The organism is Dyella humi, from assembly GCF_044904605.1.
GTDB lineage: Bacteria > Pseudomonadota > Gammaproteobacteria > Xanthomonadales > Rhodanobacteraceae > Dyella_B > Dyella_B humi.
The window spans coordinates 69,670-89,737 of sequence record NZ_JADIKI010000022.1 but is presented as its reverse complement, the minus strand read 5'-3'; the positions used below and the strand labels follow the sequence as shown (position 1 = coordinate 89,737).

Here is a 20,068-nt window from a genome sequence, read left to right as displayed (position 1 = left end):
CGAACAGAAGCGAGATGGATTGACCAGCTTCGCTGTTGTGAAGCGCCTCCGCTTTCGCCGGAATGACGACCATACATAGATTGCGGCGCACACGAACCCCAACATTGCCATGTGAATCTCGTGCTGGGGTTCGCATGCGCTCACCACCAACCTACGCGCCGTGATCGATAGCGCAGGCAAGATTGGACTTAAGTACTCATCAAAAAATCGCGTTGACGGCATGTCACCCTAGAAGCGCAAGCATGTGCCAGCGCATCTTGTCAGATAATTCGCAAGCTTCCTCTCTCGATTTCCCCACCTGCCCTCTCCGAGAGAGTGACGTCATCAACACCACTCCTTCCTAAGCCAAGCGCAACGCCATTTGAGCGACATGCGCGCTCCTTCGTGCACGGCATGCATGGATGTGATCAACCGTGAGATTGCGAATAAGAAAGTGATATTCCGTGCATTTGTGTGCGTGACACACCTCCACGCGTGAACGGATGCTCAACGCTGCGCGACCGTGTCATGACTCGTCATCGACAAGGGTTGCATGGGGAGAAGACCGCGCCATGGCGCCTATGAATCGCCCCGTTCTCAGCGTCGCATCGGCATGCATAGGTTGCGGCCTAACAACATGGAGGAAAGAACAAGTCATGAATAAGATCTACAGCAAGGTGTGGAATGCTTCGATTGGCGCCGTCATCGTCGCATCCGAGCTGGCAAGCAGTGACGTGGTGGTTTGCAAGGGAAGCAATCCGAACCAGGCGCGCACTATTTTGAAGAGCACGTTGGCAGTGTTGATCGGCCTTGCACTGCTACCCTCCATGGCACGCGCCGATATCTGCTCGGGTTCGTTTACGGATCACGACATGCCCGAGGCAGCGGCGACTGCCCTTGCTTGCGGCGCGGGATCCTACGCAAAGGGCGAATACTCGACGGCACTTGGCACCGACAGCTTCGCTTTCGGTGACTACGCCACGTCAGTGGGCTACTCCGCGCAAGCGCGCGGCATCGACAGCATCGCCTTGGGCCACGACGCACTTGCGTCGGGTCAATCAAGCATTGCCATCGGTCAGAACAGTCGTGCCTCGGCAGCCAATAGCGTGGCGCTGGGCGACAACTCCCTCGCCAATCAAGTCAACACCGTGTCAGTGGGCCGCGCTGGTAGTGAGCGTCGCATCACTAACGTGGCTGACGCGACCGATCCGTACGATGCCGTGAACAAGCGTCAGCTGGACACGCTCGCCGACAACGTGAGCGACGCACAGCATTACTTCAAGGCCCATGGCAACAACGATGGTTCGGATGATGCTACGGCCAACGGCCAATACGCCGTTGCTGCCGGCAGCAACAGCGTTGCACAGGGTAGCAGTAGCGTGGCTATTGGCTCTTATAGCTTGGCGAATGGCCTTGGCACTGCGATCGGTTCGTTTAGCTACGCCGGTGGATTCGGCTCCACGGCTTACGGCGCCGACTCGTACGCGGGTGGTGACTATGCTTTGGCGCTGGGCGCCAATTCGACTGCGCAATCGTATGGCTCGATCGCAACGGGTATGGAAAGCGCTGCCAGTGGCAACTACGCCGTCGCCGCGGGCGCTGCCAGCCATGCGGCGGGTAATCAGGCGGTAGCGATCGGTTATTCCGCTGAGGCGTCGAGCGTAGGAACGATCGCGCTGGGTGATCATTCCGTTGCCAACGTCTATGGCAACGTCGCTATCGGCATGGGGGCGATTGCTAACGGCAAAGATGACAATGGGGACGAAGCCGGGCTGGGCGTCGCCGTCGGTGCGAACTCTTACGCATCGAGCTATTCCACCGCTGTAGGCGGTAGTGCTATGGCTGCTGGACCGGCTTCTATGGCGATCGGCATCAATGCTTATGCCGAAAGCAATCACGCGATGGCCTTGGGCGCCGACACCGTGGCCAGCGGCTGGAGCGCCACGGCCATCGGACCGGGTGCGCAGGCCGGCGGACAAAGCGCCTTGGCCATTGGTGGGCCCTTGGCTCCAGTTCCCGGCGAATTCGGTCCAACCTATTTCACCGCGGCAAGTGGCGATAACGCAGTGGCAGTAGGTGCCGGGGCCTTCGTGGGTGGCGATCGAAGCGTGGCTCTGGGCGCCGGTGCGGCGGTTACTCGTGACGACGGCACGCCGGTCAACGACAGTGTGGCCCTGGGTTCGTATTCGTACAACGACCGCGATAACACCGTTTCAGTCGGCGATGTAGGTCGTGAGCGCCAGATCACCAATGTGGCGGCGGGGACCGAAGACACCGACGCAGTAAACAAAGCGCAGTTGGAAGCAGCGACTGCTTCGACCAAGTACTTTGCTGCCAGCGGTGGCGCGGGCGCTGACACCGAGGCTCTCGCTGGTGCGGATTACGCCACCGCCGCCGGTGAAGGCTCGTTTGCAGGTGGCACCGGCAGTTCGGCCTTTGGCAGCGGCGCCGATGCGATCGGTGATTTCAGCGTAGCTGCAGGTTATGCCGCGACTGCTATCGACACCGACAGCGTTGCGGTGGGTCATGGCAGTCAAGGTCTGGCCCAGGGTAGCGCCGCGGTAGGCGCCAACGCTGTAGCGGGTGGCGCCAATAGCAGCGCGTTCGGCAGCGATTCGCAGGCACTGGGCCTGGGTTCGCTGGCACTTGCCGGCGGCACGGTGAATGCCGGTGCGAACTTCGGTCAAGCTTTTGGTACCGGCTCGTATGTGGGTCAAGGCTCGCATAGCGCAATAGCCGTTGGCTCCATGGCTTCGGTCGGCGATAACGCCAGCGGGGGCATCGCGGTGGGTGCCTACGCGCAGTCCAACGCCGGTGGAGCCGTTGCTGTAGGCAGTGTTGGTGCGTTTATCGAACCGGGAACCACGAGTTTCGTCGCACGTGCGGCGACGGGGAGTGGCACGTACTCGACTGCCCTGGGCGCTGCCGCTCTGGCTGCTGGAAGCCTCAGCGCCGCTGTTGGTTTTGCCTCCGAAGCCAGCGCCAACGATTCGATTGCGTTGGGCAGCTACAGTTTGGCTGATCGGAACAACACTGTTTCGGTAGGCAGGGTCGGTCTTGAGCGTCAGATCGCCAACGTGGCGGCCGGCACCGAAGCTACCGATGCAGTGAACAAGTCCCAGTTGGATGCTGTAGCCAACGCATCCGAAGGCACCAACAAGTACTTCAAGGCCAACGGCAATGACGGCATAGGCTTGTTCGACGGTGCGATCGCCAGCGGTGAGCGTGCCGTGGCGGCAGGCGCCAGCAGCCAGGCTGCTGGCCTCGGCGCGGCGGCCTTTGGCTCCAATAGCTCGGCCAGCGGAGACAGTTCGACCGCCGTCGGTCTGAACAGCGAGGCTTCGGGTCTAGAAACCACGGCGGTGGGTAATAGCAGCACAGCGAACGGGTTCTACGCCTCAGCCTTCGGCACCGGTAGTTTGGCCGACGGCGATTTCACCACGGCGGCAGGCGTGGGTGCGATGGCCATCGGCAATGCATCTACGGTCCTGGGTGCTGAATCCTATGCCGATGGCAACTACGGCCTGGCCGTGGGCGCCCGCGCTTATAGCGGCGGCGAAGACTCGATTGCGCTGGGGCATTTCGCCAATGCAGCGACCGATGGTGCAGTCGCGATTGGCGGCACCTACGCGCCACCGCCAGGTTCGGTCGGCTTCTTGGGCGCCACGATGGCAACCGGACGTAATGCGGTTGCCCTGGGAGCCAGCGCTATGGCCAACGGTGCAGACAGCGTCAGCCTAGGTGCGGCTTCGTTCGCACTTGCTGACAATGCCACCGCGATTGGTCCGGGTGCGCAGGCCGTTGCATCCGACTCGACGGCGATTGGTTACAACTCGACGGCCACGCGCGACAACACGGTATCGGTAGGTAGCGATATCAATGGCATCAACCGCCAGATCACCAACGTTGCAGCTGGCACCGAAGGCACCGATGCCGTCAACGTCGACCAGCTGAACAATACGGTGGCCGGCGCCACTCAGAACAATCGCTATTTCAAAGCGCAGGGCCAGAAGGGTGATGTCGTCGATCCGTTCGATTCCGCGCTTGCGGCGGGCGAAAACAGCGTCGCAAGCGGCGCCTATGCGTTTGCCGAAGGCGACCTGTCGGTGGCAGTGGGCAACAGCAGTCATGCAGCCAATGGCGGAACCGCTGTGGGCTCGCAGGCGCTGGCCGATGGAGAACGCAGCACGGCAGTGGGACGGCGCAGTACCGCGTCGGGCGATTACAGCACGACATTGGGTGCCGGTTCGGTAGCCAGCAACGCCAACTCCGTAGCGCTGGGTGCGTTCTCCACGACCGATCGTGGCAACAGTGTGTCGGTCGGCAGTGCTGGCAGCGAGCGTCAGATCACCAACGTAGCAGCCGGTACGCAGGCTACCGACGCGGTGAACAAGTCGCAGTTGGATGAAGTGGCCAGCAACGCTGCCGCAGCCAGCAAGTATTTCAAAGCCAACGGCAACAATGATGTTGGCCTGTTCGACGATGCTATTGCTGGGGATGACTACGCCATCGCTGTCGGCAGCTCCAGTCAAGCTATCGCTTCGCATGCCACTGCCATCGGCACGGGTGCGCAAGCCAGTGGTGAGCAGTCACTGGCACTGGGCGACGGGGCATCCGCTTCGTACTACAACGCTATCGCCATCGGCTCCAACAGTATTTCCAACAGCTGGTCCTCGATTGCGGTCGGCTTGGACAGCCAAGCAACCGGTGTTCAAAGCATCGCTATCGGAGAGGGGGCTCAAGCGGACCAGCTGGGCAACGTTGCTCTGGGTTGGGCTAGCCAAGCCACCGGCGCGTACTCCACCGCGCTTGGTGGTGCATCCATGGCCAGCGGCTACAACAGCTTGGCAGCAGGCGCTGGGGCCTGGGCACTCGGCAACAACGCAACAGCGCTCGGCGCAGGCGCGGGCAGCTACGACGTTGTGGATGAAATCACCGCCGTGGGCACCGATGCTCAAGCGAATGCTTATCGTGGCACCATCGTCGGTGCAGGCAGCCAAATTGCATCCTGGGCACCGAACAGCACCGTGATCGGCGCGAACGCCTCCAGCTCTGAAAGCAACGGCACCGCTATCGGCGAAAGCAGCGTGGTAGCTGAGGGCGCCACGAACGCAGTAGCCCTGGGTTCGGGTTCTTACGCTGATCGTGCCAATACTGTTTCTGTCGGCTCCACCGGAAGTGAACGTCAAATCACCAACGTGGCGGCGGGCACAGCGGCCACTGATGCGGTAAACAAGTCACAGTTGGATGCACTCGCTGATAGCGTCGGTACGACCACTCGTTACTTCGCTGCTACTGGCGACAGTAATGACGACGCCGTTGCAAGCGGTGCGCACGCGACTTCCGCCGGTTCGGGGAGCAACGCCTTTGGCGATGGCGCTTCCGCTTTCGGTAGCGGCGCTGATGCCATTGGCGCGTACAGCGTGGCCAGCGGATATGGCAGCTCGGCGATTGGTGACTACTCAATCGCGCAAGGTACAAACAGCCAGGCCTCCGGCGGCAGCGCCATTGCTGTTGGCCGCGACAGCCTGACTGCGGGCAGCTTTGGCGTGGGTATTGGTGCAAGCAGCCAGAGCCTGGGCTTCAATTCGGTCGCTATCGGCGGCTTTGCGACGGCAAATGGGCCATTCAACGTCGCAGTGGGCGGAGGTTCGTCGGCCCAGGGTGTTTTCAGTACGGCCCTCGGCGATTCCTCCTCCGCCAACGTGTATGCGGTAGCCGTGGGTGCAGGCAGCACCGCCGATGAAAGCGGCAGCTCCTTAGGCGCCGGTGCAACGGCAAGTCAGTCGGCAACAGCGCTGGGTGCGGACAGTTTCGCCGACAACGGTGGCGTGGCGGTTGGCCTCAACACCTACGCAAACTTCAACAGCACAGCTGTCGGCACGGAAAGCTGGGCCGCAGGCAGCATGGCCACCTCGGTCGGCTACAACAGTTACGGCTTTGGCGATAACACCGTAGCAGTAGGTGCCAATGCCTGGGCCATGGCTGACAACAGCGTGGCGTTGGGGCAAGGCTCGCGAGCTGATCGTGCGAATTCGGTATCAGTGGGCGCTGCGCAAGATTGGCAGGGCGCGGATGGCACGGTGTACAAGGCCATCGATCGCCAAATCACCAACGTCGCAGCTGGTACCGAAGGCACCGACGCGGTGAACGTGGATCAGTTGAACGATGCCATCTCGCAAGTGGGCGGTGACGGCAGTACCAACCGCTACTTCAAGGCTGTCGGCAACAACGACGGCAGTGACGACGCCAGGATCAGTGGCGCGGAAGCGGTAGCCAGTGGTGCTAACGCTAAGGCGTTGGCGGATGGCGCGGTGGCACTGGGCGGTGAGAGCACGGCCAGCGGCGTGCAGAGTGTCGCATTGGGCTTCAACGCCACAGCTACCGGCAATAGCAGCCTGGCACTGGGCACCAATAGCGCGAGCACCGCCTTCAACAGTGTGGCCTTGGGCAACGGTAGCGTTGCTGATCGCAACAATACGGTGTCGGTTGGCCGTGTGGGCGGCGAGCGCCAGATCACCAACGTTGCTGCAGGCACCGCAGACACCGATGCCGTCAACGTGGCTCAGCTCAAGCAGGCGGGCCTGGTCGGTTCCGACGGCAGCACCATTTCGGCCGTGGCTTACGACGCAGGCAGCAACCAGCGCTCGGTAACCCTCGGCGATGGCATAAGTGGCACCACCATTGCCAATGTTGCCGCAGGTGTGTCGTCGGGTCAGGCGGTGAATTTCGATCAGTACCAGTCGCTGGCTAACACCATCGGCGGCGGTGCAGCGATCGGACCCAACGGCATGATCAGCTTGCCGCAGTTCAACATCCAAGGCGTGAGTTACAGCAATGTGGGCGCAGCATTCGGCGCTCTGGATGGCGCTGTCACCGCGCTGGGCAACCGCGTCGGCAATCTGGAAGTCTCCGTCGGCGGTGGCACCGGCATCCCTGGTGTGGTTAGCGGCGATACGGTAGCTATCGGTGAAAACAGCGGCGTGCAAAACGGCAATGGCGGCACCGCCCTGGGTGGAGGCGCAAGCACGTCAGGCTCCACCGGCACCGCGATTGGGCAAGGCAGCGAAGTCACGGGCTCCAATGCCGTTGCTCTTGGCGCTGGCTCGGTTGCGGACAGGGACAACTCAGTCTCCGTGGGCAGCGCTGGTGCAGAACGCCAGATCACCAACGTAGCAGCCGGTACGCAGGCCACCGATGCGGTCAACATGAGCCAGATGACGGCCGCCACGCAAAGCGCCATCGAAGCCGCGCAAGCCTATGCCGATAACAGCGCGCAACAGACGCTCAACAGCGCCAATGCCTATACCGACAGCAAGGTCTCGAATCTTGTCACCAACGACAACTTCAATGCCTTCAAGGATTCGGTGAATCAGCAGTTCCATGCCGTCAACACGCGCATTAGCCGTGTCGGCGCCATGGGTGCGGCAATGTCGGGCATGGCAGGTGCGATTGCTGCCGCTCCCGGCACCGACAACCGTGTCAGCGCGGCAGCAGGTACCTACGGTGGCCAGAACGCGTTGTCCGTGGGCTTTGCACGTCGCCTACCGGGTAATGGTGCGCTGCTGATCGGCGGCTCCGTCGCCGGCGGTGGCGAGTCCAGCGGCACGATCGGCGCCAGCTTCGGCTGGTAACGCGTTGCGCCCTCTTCCCTTGATGGAGAGAGGGCGCCTTGCACATCGCCCTGCCGTTCGCGGCAGGGCGACAACCGGGCGATTACGTATCGCCCGCCAACTCATCCGGGATGCGGGAATCCCGGGAATCACTTCAAGGATCCATGCATGAAGTCACTTCACACACTCCGCATCGGTGCGCTTGCCGCTGCTTTGTTTTTGTCCGTTTCGGCGATTCATGCTGCCGATGCGCCCACGCTACCTGGCAAGTTCGTCGGCGTAGGTCAGGCGAATCAAACCTATGATCGCTTCATCATTACCTACAAAGACGGCACGACCGAACGTAGTAGTAGCGATGCCGTCATTCAAAACGTGAAGACTGCTCTAGGTCGTGTCGGTTTGGACCGCGTAACGATTGCGTCCAACGGCACTACAACGCCCGCCGTGTCCGCGTCGTACCAGCGCAAACTCGCTGTGGGTGCCGACCTGGTGCGCACCTCGCGCAAACTCAACCAGAGTGAAGCGAACACACTGATGGCACAGATAGCCGCCGACCCGTCGGTCGCGCACGTCCAGCCGGACTACAAGATGTATGTGGTCAAAGACTTCGCAGCACCGGCATCGATCAATGCGAAGGCGAATGTAGCCCTGCAAACCTTCACGCCAGACGATCCCTATTACGCCAAATATCAGTGGCATTTCTTTGACCCGACCGGCGGCGCAAACGTCAACAACGCGTGGGATATTGCCGATGGCTCAGGTATCACGGTGGCAGTGATCGACACCGGCATCACGCAGCACCCCGACCTCGATACGTCGCTGGCTGACGCAGGCTACGATTTCATTTCTGACTCCTTTGTCTCCGGCCGTGCTACCGACGGTCGCGTGCCGGGCGGCTGGGATACGGGTGATTGGGACAACACCCAACCCTATCTGCAAGAGTGTCTCGGCTCGAACAATCCGGCGGACGGTGAACCCAGTAGCTGGCACGGCACGCATGTGTCGGGCACGATTGCCGAGCTCACCAACAACGGCGTAGGCATGGCCGGTATCGCGTACAACGCCAAGGTGCTGCCAGTACGCGTGCTTGGCCATTGCGGTGGTTACGACTCCGATATTTCCGACGCCATCGAATGGGCATCGGGCGGTCATGTGGATGGTGTGCCTGACAATACACACGTGGCGCAGGTGATCAGCATGAGCTTGGGCGGTCAGGAAGCATGCACCCCTGATGCTCCGGAATACACCGCCATCCAAAACGCGATCAGCCGCGGCACCACCGTTGTCGTAGCCGCAGGCAACAGCTCGGCGGATGTATCCGGCTTTACACCCGCCAGTTGCCCCGGCGTTATCGCGGTTGCGTCAAACGGCATTACAGGCAAACGCGCTTTCTATTCCAACTACGGCAAGGGCGTTACCCTTTCGGCTCCGGGTGGCGGCATCTATGCCAACGACGCTTCGTCGGGCAACGTAGTCGACAACGGTTTCGTCTGGTCCTCCATCAATGACGGCGCCACAACACCCGGCAACGCCACATACGGCGGCATGGCCGGCACCTCGCAAGCCACCCCGCATGTCAGTGGCACCGTGGCGATGATCATCGGTGCAACGAACGCAGCTGGATTGGCGACGCCATCGCCATCCGATATCGCGAATATCCTGGTGAAATCCGCTCGTCCGTTCCCGGTGGCCCAGGATCACGTCATTGGCGCGGGCATCGTTGATGCTGCTGCCGCGGTCAATCTTGCCTTGAATGGTGACACTGGCAATCCGGGCGATGGAGACAGCGATCCAGGCATCACATTGACCAAGGGCGTGATCCTCTCCGGCCAGAACATCGGCGCAGGTGCCGCCGTTCGCTACTCGATCACCGTGCCGGCTGGCGCCACCACGCTGAACATCCGCACCATCGGCGGCAGCGGCGGTGACGTATCGCTGTATGTGAAGGCCGGCAGCTCGCCAGCTGCCGACGGCAGCGATGCCGATTTCAGCTCGGTCAAGCCTGGTAACAACGAAGCCGTAGTCATTCAGAAACCGGAAGCAACCACGTACTACATCCTCGTGGTCGGTGGCGAGAGCGCCACCAGCAACCTTTCCGTATTGGCCGACTACACGCCGTAATTGCAGGCGTTAGTTACATGCAGGAAGAGCCCCGGCCAGCGAGCCGGGGTTCTTTTTTGATGGTTCTCATTGCCCATGGCGAAACCTCTTGCATTGCTAAAACCGATTATTACCGCAATACTTATAGATACCATCTATTATTGAGCTCGTCATGAACTTGCGCGATCTCCACTATCTGGTCTCCCTGGCTGAGCATCGGCACTTCGGGCGCGCGGCGGAAGCCTGCTTCGTCAGCCAACCCACCCTTTCCACCCAGATCAAGAAGCTGGAAGACGAGCTGGGCGTGGCCTTGGTGGAACGTACGCCTCGCAAGGTATTGCTCACCGAGGTAGGCCGCGACATCGCCAATCGTGCGCGCGAGGTGTTGAACGAAATCGAGCAGATCAAGGGCATTGCGCGGCGCACGGTGGATCCGGAATCGGGCACGGTGCGGCTGGGCATCTTCCCTACGCTTGGCCCCTATCTGCTTCCGCACGTGGTACCGATGGTGCGCGAACGCTTTCCTCGTTTAGAACTGCTGCTGGTAGAGGAGAAAACCGAAGTCGTGCTGCATCGCCTGCGCGAAGGCAAGCTCGATGCCGGCGTGCTGGCCTTGCCGATCCATGACGACAGCCTGCATGCGGAATTTCTGTTCGAAGAACCGTTTATGTTGGCCGTGCCGCAATCGCACCCGTTGGCCAAACGGACGCAGTTAAAGCTCAGCGATCTTTCCGATCAGAGCCTGCTGCTGCTGGAAGACGGCCACTGTCTGCGCGATCAGGCGCTGGAGGTGTGTCACATGGCAGGCGCCGGCGAAAAGAGCGGCTTTCGCGCAACCAGTCTCGAAACCTTGCGCCAGATGGTAGCTTCCAACGTCGGTATCACCTTGCTGCCCACACTTGCGGTGAAACCACCGGTCGCGCAAGCACCCAACTTGCAGTTTGTGGAATTCGGCGGGCATCCGCCCAGCCGCCGCGTAGCCATGGTGTGGCGCAAGAGCTCAGCCATGAGCGGTTTTCTGAAACAGTTGGCGGACATATTCAAGAGTTTGCCAAAAGATCTGCTCGATCCGCACACCGTCAACGCGGTGCCGGCAAAGCGTCGACGCGTGATGTGAAGTGCTGCGTTGCGCCATAGCTGGCGTCAATCATCCTCATAAGAACAATCAATTTCATACTTGTCCTACAGCGCGCTACGCTCGGAAGGCGCGACCGTGAGGCCGCCTCTGCATTTCCCTCTCAAGCCCAACGCCACGAGGTGATGTCATGAGCAAGCTGAAAGGCTCCAAGACGGAGCAGAACCTGAAAGACGCGTTCGCCGGCGAATCGATGGCCAACCGCCGGTATCTCTACTTCGCATCGAAAGCCGATGTGGAAGGCTACAACGACGTATCCGCCGTATTCCGTTCGACCGCTGAAGGCGAAACTGGCCATGCCCATGGCCATCTGGAATACCTGGAGCAATGCGGCGATCCCGCTACCGGCAAACCCTTCGGCCCCACTAAAGAGAACCTGCAAAGCGCCATCGCGGGTGAAACCCACGAATACACCGACATGTATCCGGGCATGGCGAAAGCTGCGCGCGAAGAAGGCTTCGAGGAAGTGGCCGATTGGTTCGAAACGCTCGCCAAGGCGGAACGCTCGCATGCGAATCGGTTTACGAAGGCGCTGAACGAACTCGCCTCCTGACGCAATAGCAACTACTCCCTCTCCCCGCTGGGGAGAGGGCTGGGGTGAGGGGCCAATCTTGCGTGAAGACCCTGCAACCCCATGATGCCGTCATCCCCGCGAAAGCGGGGATCCACTTTCGCTTGCGATGCAAGAGCGAGAGGGATTCCCGCTTTCGCGGGAATGACGGCCTTGCGGTTACACAGGGCAACGTCAGAGACAACCCCATGGCAGAACCCATCGGCACAACTCGCGAAGGCAGCCTCGAAGCACCGACACGCCATCCACTGGATTGGCTCAACCCCGAATTCTGGGATCGCCAATCACTCGATGCCGAACTGGAACGCGTCTTCAACATCTGCCACGGCTGCCGCCGCTGCGTCAGCCTGTGCCACGCTTTTCCCACGCTGTTCGACCTGATCGACAACTCAGAATCAATGGAAATCGACGGCGTTGCGAAAAGCGACTACGTCAAGGTGACCGAACAGTGTTACCTGTGTGACCTGTGCTATCTCACCAAATGCCCGTACGTGCCACCGCATCCGTGGAACGTGGATTTCCCGCACGTGATGCTGCGCGCCAAAGCCGTCGACTTTCGCGAGCATGGCGCGCCGGTGTCCGCACGCATCCTTTCCAATACGCGCGCTGTCGGCAAACTCGCTTCCATTCCCGTCGTCGTGCAAACCATCAACGCAACGAACAAGAACAAGACCGCGCGCAAGCTGCTGGAAAAAACCATGGGCGTGGACGCGCAGGCGCGCGTACCGGCTTATCACACGCCCACCGCACGCAAGCGTCTGCGCAAACTCGACGGCCAAGGTGAAGCCAAGCCGGCCGGACGCACACGCGGCAAGGTTGCCATCTTCGCCACTTGTTACTGCGACCATTCCGAGCCGGGCGTCGTAGAAGATCTCGCTGCCGTACTCAAGCACAATGCCATCCCCGTACGCCTGGTGGAACAAGAAAGCTGCTGTGGCATGCCAAAGTTCGAGCTGGGTGATCTTGAAACCGTACGCAAGTACAAAGAACGCAACATTCCAGTGCTGGCGAAGATGGCGCGCGAAGGCTGGGATTTCACTGCGGCGATTCCTTCCTGCGTGCTGATGTTCAAGCAGGAACTGCCGCTGATGTTTCCGGATGACGACGATGTGGCGCTGGTGCGTGACCACTTCTTCGACCCCTTCGAATACCTGGCCGAACGCCATAAAGCCGGGCTGCTGGTCACCGATTTCAAGCAATCGCTTGGCACGGTCGCGTGGCAAGTGCCCTGCCATCAACGCGTGCAGAAGATCGGCCCCAAGACCGCCGAGATCCTGCGGTTGGTGCCGAATACGGAAATCACCACCATCGAACGCTGCTCTGGCCACGACGGTACTTACGGCGTGAAGCACAAGACGTACGCACTATCGCGCAAACTCGCCAAGCCGGTAGAAAACCGTGTGGCGCAAGCGGAAGCCACGCACTTCACCAGCGATTGCCCGATGGCCGGCGGCCACATCGCGCATGGCCTGGGCGACAACCCCGCAGCCGAACATCCACTGAGCCTGCTACGCAAGGCTTACGGGATATAAACATCGACATGAACGCTCAACTTTCGACACCCACGAACAAACTGCAGCGCCATGATCTGCTTTCGCTCGAAGCCTACGCCGCGCAACGTGCCGATTTCCGCGCGCGCGTCATGGCGCACAAAAGGAATCGCAATGTGCATCTTGGCGCGCATCTCACACTCGCCTTCGAGGATCGGCTCACCATCCAGTATCAGGTGCAGGAGATGTTGCGTATCGAGCGTATCTTCGAAGCCGATGGCATCAACGAGGAATTGGATGCCTACAATCCACTCATTCCCGATGGAAAAAACCTCAAGGCCACGCTATTCATCGAGTATGCCGACGTGGAACAGCGCAAGCATGAGCTGGCGCGATTAGTCGGCATCGAACATAACATTGTGCTGACGGTAAGCGGACATGCGCCGGTCACCGCCATCGCCGATGAAGATATGGATCGCAGTACCGAAGAAAAAACCGCTGCGGTGCATTTTCTGCGGTTCGAGCTGGATGACCGGATGATCGAGGATTGGAAAGCCGGCGTTGCGGTGACGCTGGCTTCTACGCATTCGGAGATGCGCGAGAAAGTTACGTTATCGGACACGCTGCGTAAGGCGTTGGTGGTCGATTTCGATTAGCGGCACCTTACTCCATGGCCGTCATTCCCGCTTTCGCGGGAATGACGGCCATGAGGCACGAATTACGCTGCCGCAATTCCGATCGGACAAGCAACACCCGTCCCACCCAACCCGCAGTACCCAGCCGGATTCTTCGACAAATACTGCTGATGCTCGTCCTCGGCAAAGTAGAACGGCTTGGCCATGGCGATTTCGGTAGTAACGCTGCCATAACCCGCACGCGCCAACTCCTCCTGAAAGCGCTTCGCCGACGCTTGCGCCGCATTGAACTGTGCATCGTTGGACGTATAGATGGCTGAACGATACTGCGTACCCGTGTCGTTGCCCTGGCGCATGCCCTGGGTGGGATCGTGGTTTTCCCAGAACACTTTCAACAGCGTATCGAACGAAACCTTCGAAGGGTCGTACACCACTTTCACCACTTCGGCATGACCGGTCATACCCGAACACACTTCGTGATAGGTGGGATTGGGTGTGTAGCCGCCCGCATAACCCACCGCCGTGGTGAGCACGCCGGGCAGGCTCCAAAACTTGCGCTCGGCGCCCCAAAAGCAGCCCATGCCGAACAGCACGCTTTCGCTGCCAGGAAAGGCTTCCTGCTGCAGCGGGCGGCCGTGTACGTCATGGGTAAAGGCTGGCACCAACGCTTGTTCGCGCCCGGGCAGCGCATCCTCCTCACGAGGCATGCGCTGTTTCCACGCACCGATGCTGAGCATGACCGCGATCTCCTTCAGAGTGATATGTCTGAAGGTGTGGGCCGGCGTCAGTAATGCAACACGGTATGCAGCGGAATGTCCCGTGGCCAAAGCGCCCGACCCTGCAGGGCTAGCAGCTCGATCACCACCGACGCGCCCACCAGCTCTGCACCGAGCTGGCCCAATAGATTGCGCGCGGCGCCAAGCGTGCCGCCGGTGGCAAGGACGTCGTCCACCAGCAGCACGCGCTCGCCGTGGCGCACGGTGCCGACGCGCGCTTCGAGGCGATCGGTACCGTATTCGAGTTGGTAATCGGCATACATGACGGGCGGCGGCAGCTTGCCCGGCTTGCGTAGCGGTACGAAGCCCGCGCCCAGTTTCTGCGCCATCGCCGCGGCAAAGATGAAGCCGCGCGATTCGACGCCACACACGGCCTGCACGTCACTGTCCAGCCATGGCTCGACCAGCGCGTCGATGCAACGCGCGAAGGCGGAGCCGTCGGCCAACAGCGGCGTGATGTCACGAAAGGTGACGCCCGGCTTCGGGAAATCCGGTACAGCGCGAATCAAGCTTGCAAACTCGGTCATGCAGGGCTCCAGTGGTGATGCGCCGGGTAGGATACCTGCATGCGGTACGACAGCCTCTCCTCAATGGAGAGAAAAGGGAAACGCTCCGTGATCAACCGGGCTGCGGCACCAGGCTGTCCGCATCGTCGTCGAGTTCGTGGATGGCCAGGCGCGCTTCGGCGAGCGCGTGATCGATTTCGCGCACGATCGACTCGGCTGCATCCACGCTGGATTCGGGTACCAGCACTGCCACGTAATCCAGCGCAGGGAGCTGCCCGACACCACCGGTGAGGTATTCGCCGGAGATGAAGGCGGGCACCTCAGCGCTCTCCAGCGCATCTTTCACCAGATGGGCGTCGATCAGATTCTGGGCGCGGTAAACGATACGCATGGCCCCACGCTACTGCTGCCTGCCCCGCCGGGCAAGCTATTCACCAGAAAGCACCGATGCCCGCCACGCCCTGGGCGCCGTGCTTGCGCGCTTCTTCGGTCTGCGCAGGCGCCATGCCGCCGAGCGCGTAGACGGGTAGCGCGGCGGCTTCGGCCAGGGCCTGGAAACGCGACCAGCCCAGCACAGCTGCCTCTGGATGACTGGCGGTGGCCGCTACCGGCGATAGCGTGGCGAAGTCGGCGAACTGTGCACCCTTCGCCAGCTGGTCGGCATCGTGACAACTGGCGCCGATCAGTTGCGACCAGGGCAAGGGGCGTTCTTTCAGCTGATCGAGCTGCGACGCCTTCACGTGCACGCCGACGCCCTCGCCCAGCTGGCGCGCACCTTCCACGTCGCCGTTGAGCAACAGGCTGGCGCCGCATCGCACCGCGAGGCCCTGCAAGCGGGCTGCCAGGGCACGCACTTCTTCAATCGACCACAGCGGAAAGCGCAGCTGGATCAGCCCAATGCCCTGTTCGAGCACAGCCGCCACGTGCGTGTGCCATACCTCAGCGTGATCCGGCGGTACATCGGCGGGCGTAATTGCGTAGATCGCAGGTAAGCGCAGCGCCTGCAGAATGGGACGATCGGCAGGTGCCAGCATTGTCAGGTCGACGTCGCACGGCATCTGCCACTGCAGGGCCTGCCCCTCGAGCGACTTCGGCTCGCCCCGCCAACGCGTGAATTGCCACGCATCCAGCAGCAGGCCACGCTCGCCATAACGCCACGGTATGCGGATCAGGGGCGTGCCATCCTGCGGTTCGATCTGCACATCCAGTTCTTCACGCAGTTCACGCATCAAGGCAAGCTGCGGCAATTCCCCAGGTTCGAGCTTGCCGCCGGGAAACTCCCAGAAACCGGCCAGATGCTTACCCGGCGGACGCTGCGCCAGCAGCACCCTGCCCTGCGCATCGCGCAGCACGCCGGCCATCACATGCAGCATTGCGCCGGCGGCGGCGTTCACGCAGCGGAATCAGCTGTTGCGGATGTATTCGACCATGTCGAAGTCGTAGCTGTGCTGCGCATCCTTCTTGTGATGCGAGCGCTTAACCTCGGTCCAGTCGCTGAAATGAATGCCAGGGAAGAACGCATCGGCCCCATCCACCGCCGCGCCCACCCAGGTGAGATAAAGCCGCCGCGCCATCGGCAGCGCGTCATGGAACACCTTGCCGCCGCCGATCACCATCAGGCCGGTGCCGTCGGAACGCGCCTGAGCTTCTTCGATGGAACGCACCGTAATCTGACCAGGGAACGGCGCCTCATGCCGCTGCGACAGCACCAAGTTCACGCGGTCCGGCAGGGCCCGGCCGATCGACACGGCGGTGTTGTAGCCCATTAGCACATGCTTGCCGACGGTCAGCTGCTTGAACCATTTCAGATCGTCCGGCAGATGCCAGGGGAGCTGGCCCTTGCGACCGATTGCAAAGTTCTCGTCGAGGGCGGCGATCAGCGAAATGGCCATGGAAGCTCCAGCGGACGGCAGTGGTGTCATAAAGGCCGGGACCAGCCCGACCGACCGCTCATTATATAGAAGTGAGTGGAGGGGAGTGAGGAGTGAGTGAAGAGCAAAGGCCGGCCATCGACGCTTTTCTCTCCCCCTCACTCGCCTTCACTCACTCCTGACCTACACCGCCACCGGCGCCTTGATCGCCGGATGCGGGTGGTAATCCTCAATCGCTACGTCTTCGAAGCGGAAGTCGAAGATCGACGTAACTTCCGGATTGAGCTTCAGCCGCGGCAACGGACGTGGCTCGCGCGTGAGTTGCAAACGCGCCTGCTCCAGATGATTGCTGTAGAGATGCGCATCGCCCAGCGTATGCACGAAATCACCCAAGCCCAGTCCGCATACCTGCGCGATCATGTGCGTAAGCAGCGCATAGCTGGCGATGTTGAACGGCACGCCGAGAAAAATATCGCCGGAGCGCTGATAGAGCTGACAACTCAGCTCGCCGTTCGCCACGTAGAACTGGAACAACGCATGACAGGGCATCAACGCCATCTTCGGCAACTCGCCCACGTTCCACGCACTCACGATCAGGCGGCGCGAATCCGGGTTGCGCTTGATCTCCTCAACCACCCAACGGATTTGATCCACGACGCGCCCGTCGGCCGTGGGCCACGCGCGCCACTGCTTGCCGTATACCGGGCCGAGATCGCCGTGTTCGTCCGCCCATTCGTCCCAGATGCTGACGCCTTGTTCCTTCAGATACGCGATATTGGTATCGCCGCGCAGGAACCAGATCAGCTCGTGCACGATCGACTTCAAGTGCAGCTTCTTGGTGGTGACCAGCGGGAAGCCTTCGTTGAGATTGAAACGCATCTGCCGGCCGAACACGCTGCGCGTGCCGGTGCCGGTGCGATCGGTTTTTTCCGTGCCGTGATCCAGCACGTGGCGAAGCAAGTCGAGGTAAGCGCGCATACCGGGATTTTACGCCGTCTTGGAGGGCTCTGCCGCGGCGAGCGGCAGGGTGGGCGCTTTGCGCGACATCCACAGCAAAATGATGCCTACCGCAATCAGCGGCAGCGACTGGATCTGCCCCATGGTCAACCAGCCCCAGGCCAGATAGCCAAGCTGCGCATCCGGCACACGCACGAATTCCACTGCGAAGCGGAAGCAGCCATACATCAGCGCGAACAATCCCGAGATCAGATAGCGCGGACGCGGCTTCATCGACACCAGCCACAGCACGCTGAACATCACCACGCCTTCCAGCGCCAGTTCATACAACTGCGATGGATGGCGCGGCAATCCGCCGAATTGCTGCATGAGTTGCGTCAGATGCGGATCGTTCGCCGCCAGCGCAGCGTCTTCATCGCGAGCATTGGGAAAGATCATCGCCCACGGCACGCCGCCCGGCTTACCCCACAGTTCGCCGTTGATGAAATTGCCCAAGCGCCCCAGACCTAGGCCCAGCGGCACCAGAGGCGCAACGAAATCCACCGTGTCGAAGAAGTGCAGCCGATGCCGGCGCGACCACCAGTAACCCGCCACCAGCACGCCGACTAGGCCACCGTGGAAGCTCATGCCGCCGTCCCACACGCGGAACAGCGCCAGCGGATCGGTCCAGATCCATTTGAAACCGCCCGCGTAGTAGAACAGCATGTACCAGATGCGGCCGCCCAGGATGATGCCCATCATTCCGTAGAACATCAGGTCGCCCAGCGCATCGCGGCTTACCGGCAAACGCCCCTGCTTGCGGCGATATCCGCCCAGCAACCAGGCCCCCAAGAAACCAATCAGATACATCAGGCCGTACCAGTGGACCTGGACCGGTCCCAGATGCACGACGACGGGGTTGAATTGCACGACAAAAGGCTGCGTCATGGGCTGCATCGGCAAGATTGAAGCCGGCAGTTTAACGGGCCGACGCTGGCTCGTCAGGACACTGCCCGCTGCCGGAAGTCTTGGGTACGCTGCCTCGGCGCGGCAACCCTAGGAGAAACAACGGTCGAGTCCCGTTCGACACCATGTGCCGAACCAGGAAATTGAGACATGCGGAATGAACCAGAGCGCGTAGGCTGGGATGCCAATCCCAGCATCACGTGAAAACAGCGGGGATTAGCATCCCAGCCTATGTTGTTGATCATCCGCCCGGCTGCGCGGCATTGCCCTTCATCGACTCCAACGCCACAGCGGCCGATGGCGACTTACCCATCGCCATCTTCAATTCCTTGTACACACTCAACACCAGCTGCCCGTAGCCGCGCGCCAGCGTGGCATCGTGACTATGGTAATAACCGATGCGCAGCACCGGATCGCTGCTTTCGCCCATTGCCTTGCGCAGCAAACGGGTACCAATCTCGATGTTGCGCGCCGGATTGAGCAGCGCGATCGGATCAGGTTCGATATCGCGGTGCACGGGGTAGTACACCTGCATGATGCCGACGTCCTGTACCGGCACGGCCAGCAGATGGGCGAGTTCGATCGCATGCTCGGTTTGCGCACGCGTGCCGCTGTGCAAGTGACCATTGATGCGCACGATCCACGGACTGGGCGCCACCGAACCATCCGGTTGCGTACCGCGCGTTTCCACCAGTGCCACCGCATAGATCAAAACGGGATCGATGCGATAGTGCGCACCCGTCTTCGCCCACAAGCTGCCGGACGAGGTGATGTCGAGATTGAAACCGTCGGCATGACTAGCGCGCGGCTGCGCCACCACCACGATGGTTCCGTCATCGGAAAGCCCAAGCGTGGTCTTCGGTGCCTGTTTCGGCTTGACGATCGCCGCCACATGCGTCGGCGTGTTCACCACTGAGCCCGTCACATCGACGAACGAAGCCGATGAGCGCGCAGGCGAAGTAATAACTGCCGGCTTCGCTACGCTCATCGCTTGCAATGAAACGTGTGCCTTTGGCTCCGCATGCCACGCATGCAGACCGATCACTACCGCGGCCGTACCCGCAACGAGACCCAGGCCGCCGAGGATCGGCGTGCGATAAGTCTGCGCATGCTGCTTTATCACCGGCAGCAGCTTCGATGCATCGATCGCGAGTTTCGCCTGCCATGAAGGAAGCGCTGCCATGCCGGCAGGACCTTTGACGTTCACGCCGGCATGCGGATGACGCTCCGCAATCCGCCGCCTCCTGGCCCAACCGCAAGGTGCTGCGATTACGATCTTTTCGGTAGGCCCACCCATGCGCCTGGCTCGGAACGCGGCCGGCGCGCATAGGTAGACCCGTTGCGTCACTTCTGGCCGATTCATGGCGCCCACTCGCGCGCGACCGGCCTCCTTCCGCATCGCGGAAAAGCCAGGGGCGTGCATGGAAGTGGAAAAGCTTGCGAGGACAGCACCTGTCTTTTCCTTCAGTACCGATCGGCTGAGCCCGCTA

Annotated in this window: 14 protein-coding genes; 6 read left to right on the top strand and 8 right to left on the bottom strand. The window is 61.2% G+C overall.

The window, feature by feature from the left end; all coding sequences use genetic code 11:
- The first annotated feature begins 635 nt into the window (after window positions 1-635).
- The 6 genes from ISP18_RS05380 (at window position 636) to ISP18_RS05355 (ending at window position 13,544) form a co-directional block, all read left to right on the top strand.
- Entirely contained in the window at window positions 636-7,613 is a 6,978-nt protein-coding gene (locus ISP18_RS05380; RefSeq protein ID WP_380007705.1) for an ESPR-type extended signal peptide-containing protein, read from the top strand.
- A 147-nt stretch (window positions 7,614-7,760) separates the two neighbouring features.
- Window positions 7,761-9,713 (top strand): S8 family serine peptidase, encoded by a 1,953-nt coding sequence (locus ISP18_RS05375; RefSeq protein WP_380007701.1) that lies wholly within the window; start codon window positions 7,761-7,763, stop codon window positions 9,711-9,713.
- A 151-nt stretch (window positions 9,714-9,864) separates the two neighbouring features.
- Entirely contained in the window at window positions 9,865-10,809 is a 945-nt protein-coding gene (oxyR, locus tag ISP18_RS05370) for a DNA-binding transcriptional regulator OxyR (protein ID WP_380007698.1), read from the top strand.
- Between the two features lie 148 nt (window positions 10,810-10,957).
- Complete coding sequence (locus tag ISP18_RS05365) at window positions 10,958-11,380, top strand: rubrerythrin family protein (RefSeq protein ID WP_380007696.1); 423 nt, start codon at window positions 10,958-10,960, stop codon at window positions 11,378-11,380.
- A 206-nt stretch (window positions 11,381-11,586) separates the two neighbouring features.
- Entirely contained in the window at window positions 11,587-12,930 is a 1,344-nt protein-coding gene (locus ISP18_RS05360; RefSeq protein ID WP_380007693.1) for a heterodisulfide reductase-related iron-sulfur binding cluster, read from the top strand.
- Window positions 12,931-12,938: 8 nt separating this feature from the next.
- Window positions 12,939-13,544 carry a DUF3501 family protein gene (locus tag ISP18_RS05355; RefSeq protein ID WP_380007689.1) on the top strand — a complete coding sequence of 202 codons (606 nt, stop codon included), beginning with the start codon at window positions 12,939-12,941 and terminating at the stop codon, window positions 13,542-13,544.
- Between the two features lie 62 nt (window positions 13,545-13,606).
- On the opposite strand, the gene msrA is transcribed toward ISP18_RS05355, so the two are convergent.
- The 8 genes from msrA to ISP18_RS05315 form a co-directional block, all read right to left on the bottom strand.
- Complete coding sequence (gene msrA / locus ISP18_RS05350; protein ID WP_380007686.1) at window positions 13,607-14,260, bottom strand: peptide-methionine (S)-S-oxide reductase MsrA; 654 nt, start codon at window positions 14,258-14,260, stop codon at window positions 13,607-13,609.
- A 47-nt stretch (window positions 14,261-14,307) separates the two neighbouring features.
- On the bottom strand, window positions 14,308-14,826 hold the full coding sequence (locus ISP18_RS05345; protein ID WP_380007683.1) for an adenine phosphoribosyltransferase: 519 nt from the start codon (window positions 14,824-14,826) through the stop codon (window positions 14,308-14,310).
- Between the two features lie 91 nt (window positions 14,827-14,917).
- Entirely contained in the window at window positions 14,918-15,196 is a 279-nt protein-coding gene (locus tag ISP18_RS05340; protein WP_380007680.1) for a putative signal transducing protein, read from the bottom strand.
- A gap of 40 nt (window positions 15,197-15,236) precedes the next feature.
- Window positions 15,237-16,199, bottom strand: coding sequence for a Nudix family hydrolase (locus ISP18_RS05335; protein WP_380007677.1), 963 nt, complete (start codon window positions 16,197-16,199; stop codon window positions 15,237-15,239).
- Window positions 16,200-16,208: 9 nt separating this feature from the next.
- The gene (locus tag ISP18_RS05330) at window positions 16,209-16,697 is read right to left on the bottom strand and encodes a dihydrofolate reductase (RefSeq protein ID WP_380007674.1); all 489 of its coding nucleotides are present in this window, start codon (window positions 16,695-16,697) and stop codon (window positions 16,209-16,211) included.
- 162 nt (window positions 16,698-16,859) lie between these two features.
- A complete protein-coding gene (locus tag ISP18_RS05325) occupies window positions 16,860-17,654 on the bottom strand; it encodes a thymidylate synthase (RefSeq protein ID WP_380007671.1) in 795 nt (264 codons plus the stop codon).
- Between the two features lie 9 nt (window positions 17,655-17,663).
- A complete protein-coding gene (gene lgt / locus ISP18_RS05320) occupies window positions 17,664-18,560 on the bottom strand; it encodes a prolipoprotein diacylglyceryl transferase (RefSeq protein ID WP_380007668.1) in 897 nt (298 codons plus the stop codon).
- 259 nt (window positions 18,561-18,819) lie between these two features.
- Entirely contained in the window at window positions 18,820-19,941 is a 1,122-nt protein-coding gene (locus ISP18_RS05315) for a transglycosylase SLT domain-containing protein (protein WP_380007665.1), read from the bottom strand.
- Window positions 19,942-20,068: the final 127 nt, after the last annotated feature.